Genomic DNA, 17,431 nt, shown 5'->3' on the forward strand with positions numbered 1-17,431 from the left:
CCTCACCACGCGTAGCGGACGACGCCCTTGCCGGCGTAGGAGCGGGTGACGTTCGAGAACTCGCCCTCGAAGGTCGCCGCAGCAGACCAGCCGTTCATCCAGCTCATCTGCACCGATGCCGTGGTCAGCGCGGAATCGCGCGCCTGCGCGGCACCGTTCACGACGAAGGCCGAGCCCGGCAAAGTCTGGAACACTGCGCCGACGGTACGATCGGGATTGTAGTCATGCGCCCAGGCGAGGCGGCCTCGCAGGGTCATCAGGCCGCCGGCCGCGGCAAACGACCTGTCCGCGCGCAGGCCGAGCTCGGTGCGGGTGCTGGTGACATCCTTGGCAGCGTAGTTGAGCGCGAAGGTGTTGCTGCCGACCACCGCGAACTCCGAATAGCTCGGCAGGCTGAACAAGGTGGCCTGCGCCGCGGCATAGGGCGTCAGGCCGATCCACTGCGTGGCATAGCGATAACCGCCTTCGACACGGCCCGAGAGGGCGTTGGCGTTGAACTGCGCGCGCAGCTGATCGGTGCCGGCCGCCGTGACAATGCGGTTGGTCGTGACGTCCTGCCAGCCATAGGCGAGTGCGGCCGAGATATAGGCCGGTCCCGCCGTATGGCGCACGAAGGCCCCGGCCTGGAACAGGTCGGAGCGGCCCCAGCCGAGCCCGTTGACGTTGAAGCCGGTGCCGCCGCCGGCCAGCGCGAAGCCGGCGATCGTCGACGGCGAGAAGCGGTAGTCGAGGCCGACGGCCGTGCCATAGACGTTGCTGCTGGTGCTGTTCGAACCGAGCACGGCACTGCCGTCGGTGGTCTGCGAGCCGCCATAGCTGGCCGCCCACACATCCCAGCGTTGCTCGAACGTCGCAGCCGGTGCCTTGCGGTAGATCGAGGCAAAGGCATCGCGCGCATCCTTGCCGCGCGCGCTCTTGCCGGTCGCGGCATAGGCACTCGCGCTGGTGTCGTCGGCGTAAGGCGTCGCACCGGGCGTGCCGCTGCGCCCGGAGCCGAACACGTCGGTCAACAGGCTCATGAACAGGTTCATTGCGTTGAACGTCGTCTGCTGCGAACCGGTGCCGGACTCGCCGGAGGCTTGAGTCAGGCCGTTGGGCCCGAGGCCTGCAAATCCGGCCTGCAGGACGCCATTGGCGTTGAAGAAATTCTGAAGCGTCGCGGCAACGTTCTTCTGATTGACGTTGAGGGCGTATTTCGTCCCGTAGTCGAGTGTGAAATCGAGGAAGACCTCGTTCGATCCGACGGTGGTCGTGCCGATGAGGCCGCCTGGCGCGGCGACGCCGGCAAAATTGCCGGTGGCAGTCCCGAAAAATTCCATGATCGAGTAGTGCCGCATCACCGTGCTGCCAGGATACAGCGAGACACCGACCGTGCCGTCCAGCGTGACAACCGCGACATCGCGCAGATTCTGGGCCTCAGCCCGCGCACGGTCGACAAGCATCTGGAGCAGATCTACGCCAAGCTCGGAGTGGAGAACCGGACCGCGGCGGCAGCGATCGCGACGAATGCGACGCGGCGGAATTCGTAAGCGGTACTGCGAATGAGCTGAGACGCCACCTGCCCAACAAACAGTGTCGTCCCGGACAAGCGCAGCGAAGCGGAGCGCAGATCCGGGATCCATAGCCACAGGGAAACATTTGGCGAAGACTCGGAGTTGCCCGCTCGCCCTATAACCACTCCCTGGGAGTATGGGTCCCGGGTTCGCTTCGCGCCCCGGGACGACAGCGGAAGGTGTCGCGACCGCTATCGCCCCTTACACGAACAACCTCCTCACCCGTACACGAACGCCTTGTCATCCAGATCCGTCTTCGGGATCTCGTCCTTTTCGGTCCAGTAATCCTGGCTGTGCTGCCATTCCGGCTTGTCGCCGCGCTTGGGCAGCAGGTTCATGTCGCGCATGATGTAGCCCGGGTTGAAGTTCTCCGGATCGATCCAGGGCAGGATCGGCATGTTGTGGTCTTCGGCGCGGAGCTTGACCTCGACCTTCTTCGCGCCTTTGGCCTTCATGTGACCGAGCAGACGGCAGACGAAATCCGCGACGAGATCGACACGCAGCGTCCAGCTGGCACGAAAATATCCGAACACCCAGACCAGGTTCGGCACGCCCGTGAACATCATGCCGCGATAGGTGACGGTGTCGCCGAAGGCGAGCGGCTTGCCGTCGATCTCGAAGGCGATGTCGCCGAGGGCCGAGAGATTGAAGCCGGTCGCGGTGACGATGACATCGGCCTCGAGCAGCTTGCCGGACTTCAGCTCGATACCGTTTTCGACGAAGCATTCGATTTCGTCGGTGACGACGGAAGCCTTGCCGCTGGCGATGCCCTTGAACAGATCGGCATCCGGCACGAAGGCGATGCGCTGCCGCCACGGCCGGTAGGTCGGCGTGAAATGCGTCTCGACGTCGTAGTCCGGGCCGAGCACCGCGCTGATCTGGCCGATCAGCTCTTTCTTCACTTGCTCTGGCTTGGAGATGCAGAGCTTCGTGAACGCATCCTGCTCGAACAATATCTTGCGACGGACGATCTCGTGGATCCAGGCCTCGTCGACCTGGAGCCTGCGCAGCTCCTCCGCGATCTCGATGGCGTTACGGCCGAGACGGAAATAGGTCGGCGAACGCTGCAGCATGGTGACATGCTCGCATTTGTCCGCGATGTTCGGCACCAGCGTCGCCGCCGTCGCGCCCGAGCCGATCACGACCACCTTCTTGCCGGCGAGATCGATATCGTCAGGCCAGGTCTGCGGATGGACGATGCGGCCCTTGAAGCGATCGGCGCCCTTCCACTCGGGCGTATAGCCTTCGGAATGGCGATAATAGCCCTGGCACATCCAGAGGAAATTCGCGGTGAAGGTCTTTGCTTCACCGGTATCGGTCGTTACCGCCTCGATGGTCCAGAGATTCTGCTCGGTCGACCAGCTCGCGGAATTGATCTTGTGCTTGTAGCGGATGTGCCGGCCGATATCGTTGTCGTCGATCACCTCGTTCATGTAGGCGAGGATTTCCTCGGCGGTTGCGATCGGCGGCCCCACCCAGGGCTTGAAGCTGTAGCCGAAGGTGTGGAGGTCGCTGTCCGAGCGGATGCCGGGATAGCGATGCGTGCTCCAGGTGCCGCCGAACGTCGCCTGCGTTTCCAGGATGACGTAACTCGTGCCCGGAAGCTGCTTTTCGATGTGATAGGCACTGCCTATTCCGGAGATGCCGGCACCGACGATCAGCACATCGAAATGTTCAGAAGCCTGCTTGGCCGTGGCGTGACTGCGAACAGCGACATTCATTGTTGCTTCTATGCCTTGCTTGTTTTTGTGGCCGTCCTTGATTGGACGACGCGTTTCCTCCGCGACAGGCATCGTCACCCATCGCGCGTCCACTACAAAATGACATAGATCAATTCGCGGTCAAATCACAGCGCCGCACCCCAGCCCCGCGCGGTCTGCAAGATCCAGTCGCGATAGAGCGTGAGAGGCGTGACACCGGTCAATCCGCCGCAGCCGGCGGCACCGTTCGGTCCCGTGGACCAGCTGATGACGCCGACGAGCACGGGGCCGTTCGCCTTGTCCTCGAACACGGGGCCGCCGGAATCGCCGGTACAGGCGCCAATTCCGTCGCGAACACCGCTGGTTACGGGATCGACCAGGCGAATTTGCAGCGTGCCCGGCTGCCCCGTGGCAACAAGGCCGGCAACGCGCGTCGTGCCGCCGCTCTTGCCGTCGCCGCGCACAGTGACGCCAATACCGGCGATGACGAAACGGCTACCGACCTGGATTGGAATATTCGGCGCACCGACCGCGACCGTCGATTTTCCCTTGAGTGGAATATCGAGCTGCAGCAGTGCCACATCGGCAGTGGCGCGATGGGCCTGCATCGCCTGCATGTTGAAGCTCGGATGGATCGCGACAGTGCGAACGTTCAGCAATTGCGGCACACCGTCGGCGCCACGATCGACGATCTTGTAGTCCGCGCCAGGCTGCACGCAGTGAGCGACCGTGAGCACCAGCTTCGGTGCGATCAGGCTGCCGGTGCAGAAATTACCGCGCGAGCCGACGATGGTGACGATAGCGCGCGCGACGCCATCGGTCTGCGGCGTACCGCCACCGACAATGGCGAAAGCGGGCGTGGCGAGCAGCAACGCAGCAATGACGAGAGTTGCAGGCTTCTTCATGGGAACACGCTTTGGCATCGGCATCGGTAAGGCGGGTGATTGCTTCGGACTGGTCCTTGCCGATAGCGCATGCTAGCCCTCTTGGAAAGGAATTGACGAGGGCAGGATAGTGGCGATCGAGGCTGTGATCTTTGATTTTGGCGGCGTGCTGACGAGCTCGCCGTTCGAGGCATTTGCGCGATTCGAAGCGGAGCGCGGCCTGCCCATCGACATCATCCGGCGCACCAATGCCGCCAATCATCTGGAAAACGCCTGGGCGAAATTCGAGCGGGCCGAGGTCGATATCGACACCTTCGATCATTTGTTCGCGGAGGAGTCACGCGCACTCGGCGCAGAGGTGCGCGGCCGCGACGTGCTGCCGCTGCTCCAGGGCGATCTGCGCCCCGCGATGGTCGAAGCGCTGAAGCGCATAAAGGCGCAATTCAGGACCGGCTGCATCACCAACAATCTGCCGGCCAACGCGATCGGCAGCATGACAGGTCGCTCGCTCTACGTCGCCGAGGTGATGGTGCTGTTCGACCACGTCATCGAATCCGCCAAGATCGGCCTGCGCAAGCCTGATCCGCGCATTTACCAGCTGATGGTCGAGACGCTGAAGGTCGATCCGAAGGCTTGCGTCTATCTCGACGACCTCGGCGTCAACCTGAAGCCCGCGCGCGAGATGGGCATGACTACGATCAAGGTCACGAGCGGCGCCCAGGCCATCGCCGAGCTCGAGGCGGCGACAGGGCTGAAACTGGGGTAACGGCAGTAGGGTGGGTTAGCGCAGCGTAACCCACCACGTCTCGTCGATCGCCGAACGTTCTTGGTAGGTTACGGCTTCGCCTAACCCACCCTACGCTTCTTTCACCGCGATCCGCTCCGGAAAGGCGGCCGCCAGCGAAGCACGATCCGGCTTCAGCACGCCGCGTTCGGTGATGAGGCCGGTAACGAGCCGCGCCGGGGTCACGTCGAAGGCGTAGTTCGCGACCGGCGAACCTTCCGGCACGATCCTGACCGTCTCGAGCCGTCCATCGGCGGCACGGCCGGTCATGTCGGTCACTTCCACTCCGCTGCGCTGCTCGATCGGAATGTCGCGAATGCCGTCATCGACGGCGAAGTCGATCGTCGGCGACGGCAGCGCGACGTAGAACGGAACGCCATTGTCGTACGCGGCAAGCGCCTTCAAATAGGTGCCGATCTTGTTGCAGACGTCGCCATTGGCCGCGACACGGTCGGTGCCGACGATGGCAAGATCGACCATACCGTGCTGCATCAAGTGCCCGCCGGTGTTGTCGGGGATCACGGTATGCGGCACGCCGTGATGGCCGAGCTCCCAGGCAGTGAGCGAGGCGCCCTGGTTGCGCGGGCGGGTCTCGTCGACCCAGACATGGACCTTGATACCGCGCTCATGCGCCAGATAGATCGGCGCCGTCGCGGTGCCCCAGTCGACGGTGGCGAGCCAGCCGGCGTTGCAATGGGTCAGCAAATTGACGGCCTCGCCCGGCTTCTTCGCTGCGATCGCCTCGATCAGCTTCAGGCCATTGTCGGCGATGCCGCGGTTGATCGCCACATCCTGTTCCGCGATCTCGTCGGCGCGCACATAGGCGGCCTCTGCCCTTTCCAGAGGGTCAATCGGCGTGAGCGTCGCACGCATTTCGTCGAGCGCCCATTTCAGATTGATCGCGGTCGGTCGCGCCACGACAAGCGCGTCGTAGGCGCGCTTCAAACCCGCATCCGAGGCATCCTCACGCATCGCGAGGGCCATGCCGTAAGCGGCGGTGGCGCCGATCAGCGGCGCACCGCGCACCAGCATGTCGCGGATCGCGACCGCTGCGTCCTCGCAGGAGGTCAGGCGCGCGACGACGAACTCGTGAGGCAGCTTGCGCTGGTCGATCGCGCCGATCGACCAGCCGTCACGCTCGCGCCAGATGCTGCGGAAATGCTTGCCGTCGACCTTCATGGCATTCTGCCTTTCGTCTCAACCGCGCAGGATGCGCCCCGCCACCGCATCGAGCTTCTTCAGAAGCTCGGGATCACGCGCCTCGGGCGCCGTGATCAGTGCGGTGTCGAGCGCGCGGTCCGAGCCAATCGGGCACGGCTCGTGCTCGCGCGGGAACTCCTTTGCCAGCCGCGCCACCAACGCCTTCGCCTTGTCGGCGTTTGTGGTCAGCACACGGATGATGTCCTGCACGGTGACGGCGTCGTGATCGGGATGCCAGCAATCGAAATCCGTCACCATCGCGACGGTCGCGTAGCAAATCTCTGCTTCGCGGGCGAGTTTGGCCTCGGGCATGTTGGTCATGCCGACCACGGAATAGCCCAGCGTTTTGTAGGTCATGCTCTCCGCGTAGGTGGAGAATTGCGGCCCCTCCATGCAGACATAGGTGCCGCCGCGCGCGATCGCGATGCCTTCGGCTTCGGCGGCCGCCGCGAGATGGATGCGCAGCCGCGGCGAGACGGGATGCGCCATGGACACATGCGCGACGCAGCCCCGGCCGAAGAACGAGCTTTCGCGCTTGTGGGTGCGGTCGACGAACTGATCGACGAGAACGAAAGTGCCCGGCGGCATCTCCTCCTTGAACGAACCACAGGCCGACAGCGAGATCAGGTCGGTCACGCCGGCACGCTTCAGGACATCGATATTGGCGCGATAGTTGATGTCGGAGGGCGACAGCCGGTGGCCCTTGTCATGCCGCGGCAGGAACACGATCGGCAGGCCGGCGATGGATCCGCGGCGCAGGGGCGCCGACGGCTCACCCCAGGGGCTTTTGATCACCTCTTCGTGCGCGTCCTCGAGACCCGGCAGATCATAGATGCCGGAGCCGCCGATGATGCCCAATACCGCCTGCGTCATGCCTGCTCCACCCTGTTCGCCATGTGCGACATGGTTAAGCTATGCCAGCTTTGGGACGGCTTTCCAACGGGGGATGCAGTGGACGGCGTCTCGTGCGCTGCGGTGAGCGCTCGCTACAAACTCGCTGTCGTCCCGGCAAACGCCGGGGACGGAACGGCATCCTTGACTAGGCCGCGGTCGCCGGCTGCAGCTGGGTGGCGACCATGCGCTCCAGCGTCTCCACGGATTGGAAATTCTCCGGCGTGATCTCGGACTGCGGAATGGTGAAGTCGAACTCGGCTTCGACGCCCAGCATCAGATTGACCATGTCCATCGAGGTCAGGCCCGCGTCGACGAGCTTTGCCGAAGGCGTGACATCTGCGGTGAGCGAATTCTGCTCGAGGATGCCCTTCACCAGCTTGATGATGCGATTACGCACGTCGGTATCGAAGGCCTGCATCGGCAATTCCCATCTGTCTGTCAAAGGTCGGACCGGTTGTCGGGTACGATGAGCACGACGGGCCGATCCCGCAATGGGCCGCACCATTACTTCGCGTTTCTTAGTAAACAATGACTCAGATTGTCCGGAATTCGAGCTTCTTCCAGATCCCTAACGCGACACCCTGATCTTCGGCGATTCAAACAACCGGGCCTTAACTGTTCATTCGGAATTGCAGATCGTTTACCCTCTATTTCATCGACGAATTTGAATTAAATCCGTAGCCTCCAATCACAAGCAAGATAGTCGGATGATCGCGAACGGCATCGCAAATGATGCCTGCGGTTTCGAACGACGAAATGGAGGCGGACGAGCATGAACGTGCGTGAAGCAGTCTTGACTGTCGACGAGGCGCAAGCGAGCCTTCTCGAAGGCCCCTCCTTGATCGAGCGCACCGCGCGCACCGCCACTGTGGCAGCCGCCGACGCCGACGCGGTCGATCGCGATGCCCGGTTCCCCCACAAGGCTTTCGACGCTGCGCGTGAGCAGAAGCTGCTCGGCGTCATGATCCCCGTCGAGTATGGCGGCTTCGGCGCTTCGATCCACGACGTCACGGACATCTGCTACACGCTCGGACGCGCCTGCGCCTCCACGGCGATGATCTACGCAATGCACCAGACCAAGGTCGCCTGTGTCATCAGGCACGGTCATGGCATCCCCTGGATGGAGACCATGATGCGCCGGGTCGCCCGCGACCAGTGGCTGCTGGCCTCCTCGACCACCGAGGGCCAGAACGGCGGCAACATCCGCGCCAGCGCCGCCGCCGTCGACCACGCCGGCGACACCGTCTCGCTGGTGCGCGACGCCACCGTGATCTCCTACGGCGCCGAGGCCGACGGCCTCGTCACCATCGCCCGACGCGCCACCGATGCGTCCGCGTCCGATCAGGTGCTGCTGGCGCTCGCCAAGGACGATTATTCGCTGAAACGGACGCTGGGCTGGGAGACGCTCGGCATGCGCGGCACCTGCTCGACCGGTTTCGAGCTGAAGGTCGACTGCCCCGCCGATCGCGTCTTTCCCGAATCCTATGACAAGATCCACGCCCAGACCATGACGCCGTTCGCGCATCTGTGCTGGTCATCCGCCTGGGCCGGCATCGCCGCGGCCGCGGTGACGCGTGCGCAGGCCTTCATCCGCAAGGCGGCGCGCAGCTCCGGCGGCCAGATGCCGCCGGCCGCGGCGCATTTCACCGCCGCCAAAATGTCGCTGGCCAAGCTGCGCGCGTTGATTTCGGCCAATCTCGATGCCTTCGCCCGTGCCGAGCATGACGAGCGAGCGCTGAGCTCGCTCGACTTCCAGTCCTCGATCACGCTGTTGAAGGTGCAGGCCTCCGAGCTCGCGGTCGAAACCGTGATGCACGCGATGCGCACCGCCGGTCTTTCCGGTTACCGCAACGACGGCGAGTTCACCATGGGCCGCCACCTGCGCGACGTGCTGTCGTCGCCGATCATGATCAACAACGACCGCATCCTGGCCAACGCCGCGACATCGACGCTGATGAGCGGCGTGCCGACGAGCCTTCGAGACTAGAAAGCCTTCGTGACTGACGTGCCTTTGAGGCCAACAAGAATAATTTCAGATAGCAGGAAGTCGAACATGAACATTGCTGTTCTCCCCGATTCGCCCGAGACCGCGCCGCAAATCGTCGACCCGCTCGATCATCTCACCGACAAGCTGTTCCACGGCATGGGTGCCGACGGCGTCTATGCCCGCACCGCGCTTTATGAAGGCGTCGTCGAGAAGCTTGCCGCGCTGATCACGAACCATCGCGAGGCCAGCACCGAGGTGATGCGCTTCCCGCCGGTGATGAGCCGCACCCAGTTGGAGAAGTCCGGCTATCTCAAGAGCTTTCCGAACCTGCTCGGCTGCGTCTGCGGCCTGCACGGCACCGAACGCGAGATCAACGCCGCGGTGAGCCGCTTCGATGCCGGTGGCGATTGGACCAGCTCGCTGTCACCGGCCGATCTCGTGCTGTCGCCGGCCGCCTGCTATCCTGTCTACCCGATCGCCGCGAGCCGCGGACAGCTGCCGAAGGGCGGCCTGCGCTTCGACGTCGCCGCCGACTGCTTCCGCCGCGAGCCGTCAAAACATCTCGACCGGCTGCAGTCGTTCCGGATGCGCGAATATGTCTGCATCGGAACGCCCGACGACGTCGCCGATTTCCGCGAGCGCTGGATGGTTCGCGCGCAGGCGATTGCGCGCGACCTCGGCCTCACCTTCCGCGTCGACTATGCCAGCGACCCCTTCTTCGGCCGCGTCGGCCAGATGAAGGCGGTGAGCCAGAAGCAGCAGCAGCTCAAGTTCGAGCTGCTGATCCCGCTGCGCTCGGAAGAGCAGCCGACGGCCTGCATGAGCTTCAACTATCACCGCGAACATTTCGGCACGACCTGGGGCATCCAGGACGCCAACGGTGAACCGGCCCACACCGGCTGCGTCGCCTTCGGCATGGACCGGCTCGCCGTCGCCATGTTCCACACCCACGGCACCGACCTTTCCGCCTGGCCCGCCAAGGTGCGGGACATCATGGGCCTGCAGCCGCAAGTCGCGGCCGATGCCCATGGCGAAGGCTGGCGCTGAGAGAACGAGGCCCTCCATTTCCACGGGTAAGACGAGCGTGATTCACACCAAGGTCCGATGCCGCGAGATCACCGAAGCCGACGTCGACGCAGTCGCGGACCTGCTGACGCGCGGCTTCGTCGGCCGCTCGCGCAACTACTGGATCCAGGGCCTGCGCCGGCAGGCCTTCCGGCCCGTGCCGGAGGGCTATCCGCGCTTCGGCTACATGATCGACAATGACGGCACGCCCGTCGGCGTGCTGCTGCTGATCTACACGGCGCGGAAAGACGGCGAACAGACCGCGATCCAGTGCAATCTGTCGAGCTGGTATGTCGACCCGGCCTACCGCAACTACGCCCCGCTGCTGACCAAGATCGCGCAGCGGCACAAGGACGTGACCTATCTCAACATCAGCCCGGCGCCGTGGACCTGGCCGATCATCGAGACGCAGGGTTTTCGTGCCTATTGCCGTGGAATCTTCTTCTCGGTGCCTGCGCTGGCGCGCGCGCCGCGCTGGAGCAAGATCGAGGTCATTTCGCAGCACGCCAAGACGATCGAGGGGCTGACCGACGAGGAGAGCGAGCTACTGACGCGGCATGCACGCTACAATTGCCTCAGCCTGGTCTGCCGCACGCCGAAAGGGACGTTCCCCTTCATCCTGCAACCGGTGCGCATCCGCCGCGGCTTCATCGCGCCGCCAGCGATGAAGCTGATCTACTGCCGCAGCGCCGCCGAATACACCGCCTGCGCGGGCCGCATTGGCCGGCTGCTGCTGCGGCTCGGCAAGATCGCGGTGGCCGTCGATTCCGACGGCCCGATTCCCGGCCTCGTCGGCATCTATACCGAGCGGCGCGGCAGGAAATATTTCAAGGGCCCGCACCGGCCGCAGCTTGCCGACCTCACCGACACCGAGCTCGTGCTGTACGGACCGTAGGGGCCCCCCGAGCCTCGACGTCTGCTGTCGTCCCCAAGCTCGCAGAGACGAGGCATCCTGCCGTCACGCCACATCTTCGCCTCTCCGGTCATCCTCCGTAAACTACTGCGCTTAAGGGAATTTTCCGGCCTCTTCGCTACGCTCGGCGGTTGAATTACGTTGCGTTAAGCCTATTGCCCGCCGAGGCCCGCCGATCCCATGACGTCGACCCGCGACAACAAGCCTGATGCACGCCGCGATGAGGGCCCGCAGGCCCTGGTCGGGCTGAGCCAGCTTGCGCTCGATCACATGGAGCAGGGCGTCTGCGTCTACGACGCCGACAACCGGATCGTGCTGGTCAACCAGCGCTACCTCACGCTGTTCAACATGTCGGCCGAGATCGTGCGGATCGGCACGAGCTATCGGGACGTGCTCGGTCACAGCGTTGCGCTCGGCAACATCCCGGCAGCGGAAGTCGACGCACTCTATGCGTCCCGGATTGCATTGATCGCGGCTGGAAAGCCGTTCCGGACCCGGCAAACGCTGGCAAGCGGCGTTGTCATAACGCTCGAGCTGAAGCCGCTTCCCGGCGGCGGCTGGATGACGATCTGCGACGACGTCAGCCGCCTCGCCCGTCTCGAGGCGGAGCTGCGCCTCCAGACCGAGCGCAGCCAGCACGCGCTCGCCAACATGTCGCACGGCCTCATCATGTATGACGCCGACAGCCGTATCGTCGTCTGCAACGAGCGCTTCCTGAACCTCTACAATCTCGACCCCGACATCGTGAAACCGGGCGTCTCGCATTGGACAGCCATCGACCACTGGCTCTCGCGCGGCAACAGAGCGGACGTGTCCGGAGACGAGTTCCGCGATGCCCGGCTCGACGACGTCCGAACCAGGAGCTCGAAAACCGTTCACGTGACGCGCCACGATGGGCGCAGGATACAGACCGTGTCACGGTTCATGCCTGACGGCGGCTGGGTGACGGTGCATGAAGACGTCACCGAGCGGCTGCAATATGAAGAGACGCTGAAGCAGCAAAACATCATGCTGGACGCGGCGCTCGAAAACATGGCGCACGGGCTCGCCTTCTACGACGGCGACATGCGACTTCGGGTCTGCAACAGCACCTACCGGCAGATCTACCGATTGTCGCCGGAGCAGACGCGGCCGGGCACGCATCTGTCCGAGCTGATCAGGCAGTCGATGGCGAATGGTGCCTTTGCTTCCGAATACAGCCCGCAGCAGATCCTGGAAGCCGCCCGCGAACGGCTCGCGCGCCGCGACTCCTCGCCGATGCGCCGGCGCATGGTCAACGATACCGTGATCTCGGTACGCTACTGCGCGCTCGCCGAGGGCGGCTTCGTCGCCACCTATGAGGACATCACCGAGCACGAGCACGCGGTCGAGGAGCTGAGCGAGCAATATCGCCGCTTCGATGCGGCGCTGAACAACATGAGTCAGGGCTTGTGCATGCTCGATTCGAGCCTGCACGTCATCGTCTGCAATCGCCGCTATATCGAGATGTACGGTCTGTCGCCCGAGATCGTGAAGCCTGGCGTCTCGATGCGCGAGATCATGGAACACAGCTGCCAGCTCGGCATCCACCCGAACATGACGGGTGCCAGGCTCTACGCCGACTACGTCGAGCGGCTACGCGAGGGCGAGCACACGCTGCATCGCCATCTGAGCGACGGCCGCATCATCAAGCTCAATCACAAGCGGATGGAACACGGCGGCTGGGTCGTCACCTATGAGGACGTCACCGAGCGCCACAAGGCCCAGGCCCGCGTGGCGCACATGGCGCGGCACGATTCGCTCACCGACCTGCCCAATCGCACGCTGTTTCGCGAGAAGATGGGCGAGGGGTTGAACCACGTGGCGATCGCCGGCGGCGCCATGGCCGTGCTTTGCTTCGACCTCGACAAGTTCAAGACCGTCAACGACCGGCTTGGCCATGCAGCAGGTGACCGGCTGCTGCGCTGGGTCGCAGCGCGGCTGAAAGAGAATGTCGGCGAGCATGATACCGTCGCGCGCCTCGGCGGCGACGAATTCGCAATTCTTCAGCGCGGACCGCAGCCGCAATCGGCCGAGACTCTCGCACGCCGTCTGGTCGACATCATCGCTCACCCGCCGCAGCTGCAAAGCCAATCGGTCCATGTCGGCGTCTCCGTCGGCATCGCGGTCGCGCCCGATCACGGGCTCGATGCCGACGAACTGATGAAATGCGCCGACCTCGCTTTGTACCAGGCCAAGGCCAAAGGCCGTGGCGCCTATCAGCTGTTCGAGCCCGAGATGGAGGAAGAGGCGCGCAGCCGGCACGCGCTGGAGCACGATCTGCGCGGCGCGCTCGAGGCCAACGAATTCCACCTGGTGTTCCAGCCGCAGGTGCGACTCGACACCACCGAGCTGACCGGCTTCGAGGCGCTGCTGCGCTGGAGACATCCGTCGCGCGGCCTGGTTTCGCCTGCCGAATTTATTCCGCTCGCGGAGGAGAACGGGCTGATAGTTCCGATCGGCGAATGGGTGCTGCGCACGGCCTGTGCCACGGCCGCCTCATGGCCTGATGTCACGGTCGCTGTGAACCTGTCGCCGGTGCAGTTCCGCTCGCGCGGGCTGGTGGCGATGGTCACGAGCGCGCTTGCCGAGGCCGGCCTGCCGCCGCGGCGGCTCGAGCTCGAGGTCACCGAAACGGCGCTGCTCGACGACAGCAAGGCGACGATCGAGATCCTGCACCAGCTCCGCGCCCTCGGCGTGCGCGTCAGCCTCGACGACTTCGGGGTTGGCTATTCCTCGCTGAGCTATTTGCGCAAATTTCCGTTCGATCGCATCAAGATCGACCGCTCCTTCGTCGGCACGCTCGGCGAAAGCCCGGAGAGCGTTGCCATCGTCCGCACCATTGCGAGCCTCGGCTCCGTGCTCGGCGTCGAGACCACGGCGGAAGGGGTCGAGACGATCGAGCAGCTCGATTTCGTCCGCGAATGCGGCTGTACCGCAGTGCAAGGATATTATTTCGGCAAGCCCTGCCCCGCAGCCGAGGTCGGACGCGCCATCGAAACGCTGAACGCGGTTCGCCGCGTGGCGTAAGGGCTCAGGGGCCCTCAAATTCCGCCTCTCGGCACACCGCCACACGACCAATTGTCGCACGTGCCTTTTCCGGCGGGATTGCTCTCGCGTCCGCTGCAGTCTCTCCGCGCAACGCGCTTTTCTTCTCCGGTGATTTCGGGGACAATCCCGTCATAACAATGAGAAACGGCGGTCCAACGAGGCCGCCGCGAGGGAGGAGTTTCGATGTCGAGATTCGGGCTGAAGACGATTGCCTTTGCTGCCATGCATGCTGTGGGCGCGTTGCTCGCGACCGCTGCCGGTGCGCAGGATTATCCTATCAAGCCGATCACGCTGATCGTGCCATGGCCGGCGGGCGGCTCGACCGACATCTCGATGCGCGCGATCGCCGACAGCGCCTCGAAGGTGCTGGGGCAGCCGATCGTCATCGACAACAAGGCCGGCGGCGGCGGCACCGTCGGGCCGGCGACCATGGCAGCGGCTGCGAAGCCGGACGGCTACACCATCGCGCAGATCCCGATCACCGTCTTACGCCTGCCCCTGATGCAGGAAGTCTCATGGGATCCGGCCAAGGACTTTACTTATATCATTCACCTCACCGGCTACACGTTCGGCGTGACCACCAGCGCGGAGTCGCAGTTCAAGTCCTGGAAGGACGTGGTAGAATTCGCCAAGGCGAATCCTGGAAAAGTGACCTATGCCACGCCGGGCACTGGCACCTCGCTGCATATCGGCATGGAGCAGATCGCGGCCATGTCGGGCATCAAGCTCACGCAGGTGCCGTTCAAGGGCGGCGCGGAGACCAATGCCGCGGTGCTCGGCCAGCACACCATGCTGCAGGCCGATTCCACGGGATGGCGACCGCTGGTCGACGCAGGCAAGCTGAAGCTCCTGATGGTGTGGACCGGCGCGCGGTCGCCGAACTACCCTGATGTGCCGACACTGAAGGAGCTCGGCTATCCCATGGTCTACGATTCCCCGTTCGGCGTCGCCGGCCCGAAGGGCCTGGATCCCAAGATCGTCGCCAAGCTGCACGATGCCTTCAAGAAGGCGGTCGAGGATCCCGCGGTGATCGCGACGCTCGCCAAATACGACATGGTGCCGAACTACAGGAACACCGAGGACTACAAGAAGTTCGTCGTCGAGCTCACGGAGTCCGAGCGCAAGGTGATCGATAGCCTCGGGCTGGCGAAGAAGTAGGACCGAGTCCGTTTCGTGTCCCGGACGCGGTGCAGCGCTTCTTCAGCGCTGCGCCGCAGAGCCGGGACCCACTCTTCCGTCCCACACTCATGGCCCCGGCTCTGCAGCACATCACTTCGTGCTGCGCTGCGTCCGGGGCACGAGAGAGCATCAATGAACGACCAGACCAACGTCAAACTCCGCCTCAACAACTCCGAACTCTGGGGCGGGCTGATCGGGCTCGGGCTCGGCGGCTTCGTGATCTGGCAGGGCCTGAAGCTGAAGCTCGGCACCATCAACGACCCCGGCTCCGGCTACGTGCTGTTCTATACGGGCATCCTGATGTGCGTGTTCGCGGGCTCCATCATCGTCTCGGCGGTGACCGAGGGCGGCCCGACGCTGGCTTCGCGGTGGGAGAATGTGAGCTGGAGCAAGCCGCTTCTCGTCATCGTCTGCCTCATCGCGTTTTCGTTCGCCCTGGAGCCATTGGGATTCCTGCTGTCGTCGATCCCGTTGATGCTGCTGCTGTTGCGATTGATCGATCCCGTGCGCTGGACACTGGCAATCCCGGTCGCCGTGCTGGTGCCATCAGGCATGTGGTGGGTGCTCAAGCGCCTGCTCTTGATCCAGTTGCCCTCGGGCCTGTTCGGGATCGGTTGACCTCATGGATACGCTTCTCAACGTCGCGCATGGGTTCGGGGTCGCACTGCTTCCGATCAACCTGCTCTATTGCTTCATCGGCGTCTTCATCGGAACGCTGGTCGGCGTGCTGCCGGGCATCGGGCCTATCTCGGCGATGTCGCTGCTGCTGCCCGTAACGCTGTCGGGTACGCCGGAATCCGGCATCATCATGATGGCCGGCATCTATTACGGCTCGATGTATGGCGGCTCGACCACCTCGATCCTGGTCAATATCCCCGGCGAGGCGGCTTCCGTCGTCACCTGCATCGACGGCCACCAGATGGCGAAACAAGGCCGTGCGGGCCCAGCGCTCGGCATCTCCGCCTTCGGCTCCTTCATCGCCGGCACGTTTGCGCTGATCGCGCTGATGCTGGTGGCACCGAGGCTTGCCAGCATCGCGATCGCGTTCGGTCCGGCCGAGTATTTCAGCCTGATGGTGCTCGGCCTCGTGGTGCTCACCTTCCTCACCCAGGGCTCGATGCCGAAGGCACTGCTGATGGCGTGCATCGGCGTCGTGCTCGGGCTGATCGGGCTCGACAGCATCACGGCGCAGCCGCGCCTGACATTCGGCCGCATGGAGCTGATCGACGGCATCGGCCTCGTGCCGGTGGTGATGGGCCTGTTCGGCGTCGCCGAGGTGCTGCTCAACACCGAGCAGGCGATCAAGCGCGACATCATCAACGCCAAGATCACGCAGCTCCTGCCCAACAAGGCCGACTGGCAGGCGAGCGCCGGTCCCGTCGCGCGCGGCACGCTGCTCGGATTCCTGCTCGGCATTCTGCCGGGCGGCGGCGCGGTGGTGGCTTCGTTTGCGTCCTACGCGCTCGAGAAGCGACTATCGAAAACGCCCGAGCGCTTCGGCCATGGCGCGATCGAAGGCGTTGCGGGCCCGGAATCCGCCAACAATGCGGCAGCCGGCGGCGCGTTCATTCCACTGATGACACTTGGCATCCCGCCGAACGTGGTGATGGCACTGCTGCTCGGCGCCTTCGTCATCCACGGCCTGCAGCCGGGGCCGCTGCTGATCACGCAAAACCCCGGCCTGTTCTGGGGCATCGTCGCCAGCATGTATATCGGCAACGTCATGCTGCTGATCCTGAACCTTCCGATGATCGGCATGTGGGTGCAGCTCCTGAAGCTGCCCTACAACATCCTTTTCCCCCTGATCATCCTGTTCACGATCCTCGGCGTCTATTGCTCGAGCAACAACGTGTTCGACGTCTATGTGATGATCGCGTTCGGCATCGTCGGCTATTTCATGCGCAAGCTCGGCTACGAGCCGGCACCTCTGGTGCTCGCCTTCGTGCTCGGGCCGATGCTGGAGAACAATCTGCGCAAGTCGCTGATCCTGTCGCAGGGCGATCTCTGGACCTTCGTGCAGCGGCCGATCTCGGCCGCCTGCCTTGCGCTCGCGCTGGTGCTGCTGATCGCACCGCTGTTGCCGTCGCTGCGCAAGAAACGCGAGCTGGTGGCGCTGGATGAAGGCGCGTGAATGTCTTCCTTGGAAACGTTCGTCAAAACAACCCCATGCACAGTAGAAAGGGGTTGATTCCAAAGAGGAAAT

At 64.0% G+C, this 17,431-nt stretch carries 13 protein-coding genes and 2 pseudogenes; 9 read left to right on the top strand and 6 right to left on the bottom strand.

Annotation, left to right across the window (positions count from 1 at the left end; all coding sequences use genetic code 11):
• Positions 1-2: 2 nt before the first annotated feature.
• Positions 3-1,388 (bottom strand): annotated as a pseudogene (locus F8237_RS13530) (autotransporter outer membrane beta-barrel domain-containing protein); the annotation flags it as partial.
• Between F8237_RS13530 and F8237_RS13535 the strand changes: the two are divergent.
• Positions 1,383-1,529 (top strand): annotated as a pseudogene (locus tag F8237_RS13535) (LuxR C-terminal-related transcriptional regulator); the annotation flags it as partial. The pseudogenes F8237_RS13530 and F8237_RS13535 sit on opposite strands and share 6 nt — an antisense overlap.
• A 242-nt stretch (positions 1,530-1,771) precedes the next feature.
• Here F8237_RS13535 and F8237_RS13540 read toward each other — a convergent pair.
• Both F8237_RS13540 and F8237_RS13545 read right to left on the bottom strand, forming a co-directional pair.
• Positions 1,772-3,274: a flavin-containing monooxygenase gene (locus F8237_RS13540; protein WP_162006035.1), complete on the bottom strand. Its 1,503-nt coding sequence runs from the start codon at positions 3,272-3,274 to the stop codon at positions 1,772-1,774.
• Positions 3,275-3,399: 125 nt separating this feature from the next.
• The gene (locus F8237_RS13545; protein WP_151645390.1) at positions 3,400-4,158 is read right to left on the bottom strand and encodes a S1 family peptidase; all 759 of its coding nucleotides are present in this window, start codon (positions 4,156-4,158) and stop codon (positions 3,400-3,402) included.
• A gap of 109 nt (positions 4,159-4,267) precedes the next feature.
• Between F8237_RS13545 and F8237_RS13550 the strand changes: the two genes are divergently transcribed.
• Positions 4,268-4,903 (top strand): HAD-IA family hydrolase, encoded by a 636-nt coding sequence (locus F8237_RS13550; RefSeq protein WP_162006036.1) that lies wholly within the window; start codon positions 4,268-4,270, stop codon positions 4,901-4,903.
• A 90-nt stretch (positions 4,904-4,993) separates the two neighbouring features.
• Here the strand turns inward: F8237_RS13550 and mtnA are convergent, their stop codons facing one another.
• The 3 genes from mtnA to F8237_RS13565 form a co-directional block, all read right to left on the bottom strand.
• Positions 4,994-6,100: an S-methyl-5-thioribose-1-phosphate isomerase gene (mtnA, locus tag F8237_RS13555; protein ID WP_151645392.1), complete on the bottom strand. Its 1,107-nt coding sequence runs from the start codon at positions 6,098-6,100 to the stop codon at positions 4,994-4,996.
• Positions 6,101-6,118: 18 nt separating this feature from the next.
• Positions 6,119-6,994: an S-methyl-5'-thioadenosine phosphorylase gene (locus F8237_RS13560; protein WP_151645394.1), complete on the bottom strand. Its 876-nt coding sequence runs from the start codon at positions 6,992-6,994 to the stop codon at positions 6,119-6,121.
• A 166-nt stretch (positions 6,995-7,160) separates the two neighbouring features.
• On the bottom strand, positions 7,161-7,433 hold the full coding sequence (locus tag F8237_RS13565) for a phosphopantetheine-binding protein (protein ID WP_015689285.1): 273 nt from the start codon (positions 7,431-7,433) through the stop codon (positions 7,161-7,163).
• A 354-nt stretch (positions 7,434-7,787) separates the two neighbouring features.
• On the opposite strand from F8237_RS13565, the gene F8237_RS13570 reads away from it, so the two are divergent.
• The 7 genes from F8237_RS13570 to F8237_RS13600 all read left to right on the top strand — a co-directional run bounded on the left by F8237_RS13570 (position 7,788) and on the right by F8237_RS13600 (position 17,359).
• Positions 7,788-9,002: an acyl-CoA dehydrogenase family protein gene (locus F8237_RS13570; RefSeq protein ID WP_151645396.1), complete on the top strand. Its 1,215-nt coding sequence runs from the start codon at positions 7,788-7,790 to the stop codon at positions 9,000-9,002.
• Between the two features lie 66 nt (positions 9,003-9,068).
• Positions 9,069-10,049: an amino acid--[acyl-carrier-protein] ligase gene (locus tag F8237_RS13575; protein WP_151645397.1), complete on the top strand. Its 981-nt coding sequence runs from the start codon at positions 9,069-9,071 to the stop codon at positions 10,047-10,049.
• 37 nt (positions 10,050-10,086) lie between these two features.
• Positions 10,087-10,962 carry an acyl-CoA acyltransferase gene (locus F8237_RS13580; protein WP_151645398.1) on the top strand — a complete coding sequence of 292 codons (876 nt, stop codon included), beginning with the start codon at positions 10,087-10,089 and terminating at the stop codon, positions 10,960-10,962.
• A gap of 198 nt (positions 10,963-11,160) precedes the next feature.
• Positions 11,161-14,028: a PAS-domain containing protein gene (locus tag F8237_RS13585; protein ID WP_151645399.1), complete on the top strand. Its 2,868-nt coding sequence runs from the start codon at positions 11,161-11,163 to the stop codon at positions 14,026-14,028.
• A 204-nt stretch (positions 14,029-14,232) separates the two neighbouring features.
• Positions 14,233-15,207, top strand: coding sequence for a tripartite tricarboxylate transporter substrate binding protein (locus F8237_RS13590; protein ID WP_151645400.1), 975 nt, complete (start codon positions 14,233-14,235; stop codon positions 15,205-15,207).
• 153 nt (positions 15,208-15,360) lie between these two features.
• Positions 15,361-15,846, top strand: a complete 486-nt coding sequence (locus F8237_RS13595; protein ID WP_151645401.1) for a tripartite tricarboxylate transporter TctB family protein — start codon at positions 15,361-15,363, stop codon at positions 15,844-15,846.
• A 4-nt stretch (positions 15,847-15,850) separates the two neighbouring features.
• Positions 15,851-17,359 (top strand): tripartite tricarboxylate transporter permease, encoded by a 1,509-nt coding sequence (locus F8237_RS13600; RefSeq protein WP_151645402.1) that lies wholly within the window; start codon positions 15,851-15,853, stop codon positions 17,357-17,359.
• The last annotated feature ends 72 nt before the right edge of the window (positions 17,360-17,431 follow it).

It is taken from the genome of Bradyrhizobium betae (assembly GCF_008932115.1).
GTDB lineage: Bacteria > Pseudomonadota > Alphaproteobacteria > Rhizobiales > Xanthobacteraceae > Bradyrhizobium > Bradyrhizobium betae.

Coding starts and splice junctions, on each gene's coding strand:
- F8237_RS13575 (WP_151645397.1), top strand. CDS start 9,069: ATGAACATTGCTGTTCTCCCCGATTCGCCCGAGACCGCGCCGCAAATC.
- F8237_RS13545 (WP_151645390.1), bottom strand. CDS start 4,158: ATGAAGAAGCCTGCAACTCTCGTCATTGCTGCGTTGCTGCTCGCCACG.
- F8237_RS13570 (WP_151645396.1), top strand. CDS start 7,788: ATGAACGTGCGTGAAGCAGTCTTGACTGTCGACGAGGCGCAAGCGAGC.
- F8237_RS13600 (WP_151645402.1), top strand. CDS start 15,851: ATGGATACGCTTCTCAACGTCGCGCATGGGTTCGGGGTCGCACTGCTT.
- mtnA (WP_151645392.1), bottom strand. CDS start 6,100: ATGAAGGTCGACGGCAAGCATTTCCGCAGCATCTGGCGCGAGCGTGAC.
- F8237_RS13595 (WP_151645401.1), top strand. CDS start 15,361: ATGAACGACCAGACCAACGTCAAACTCCGCCTCAACAACTCCGAACTC.
- F8237_RS13590 (WP_151645400.1), top strand. CDS start 14,233: ATGTCGAGATTCGGGCTGAAGACGATTGCCTTTGCTGCCATGCATGCT.
- F8237_RS13565 (WP_015689285.1), bottom strand. CDS start 7,433: ATGCAGGCCTTCGATACCGACGTGCGTAATCGCATCATCAAGCTGGTG.
- F8237_RS13585 (WP_151645399.1), top strand. CDS start 11,161: ATGACGTCGACCCGCGACAACAAGCCTGATGCACGCCGCGATGAGGGC.
- F8237_RS13540 (WP_162006035.1), bottom strand. CDS start 3,274: ATGAATGTCGCTGTTCGCAGTCACGCCACGGCCAAGCAGGCTTCTGAA.
- F8237_RS13560 (WP_151645394.1), bottom strand. CDS start 6,994: ATGACGCAGGCGGTATTGGGCATCATCGGCGGCTCCGGCATCTATGAT.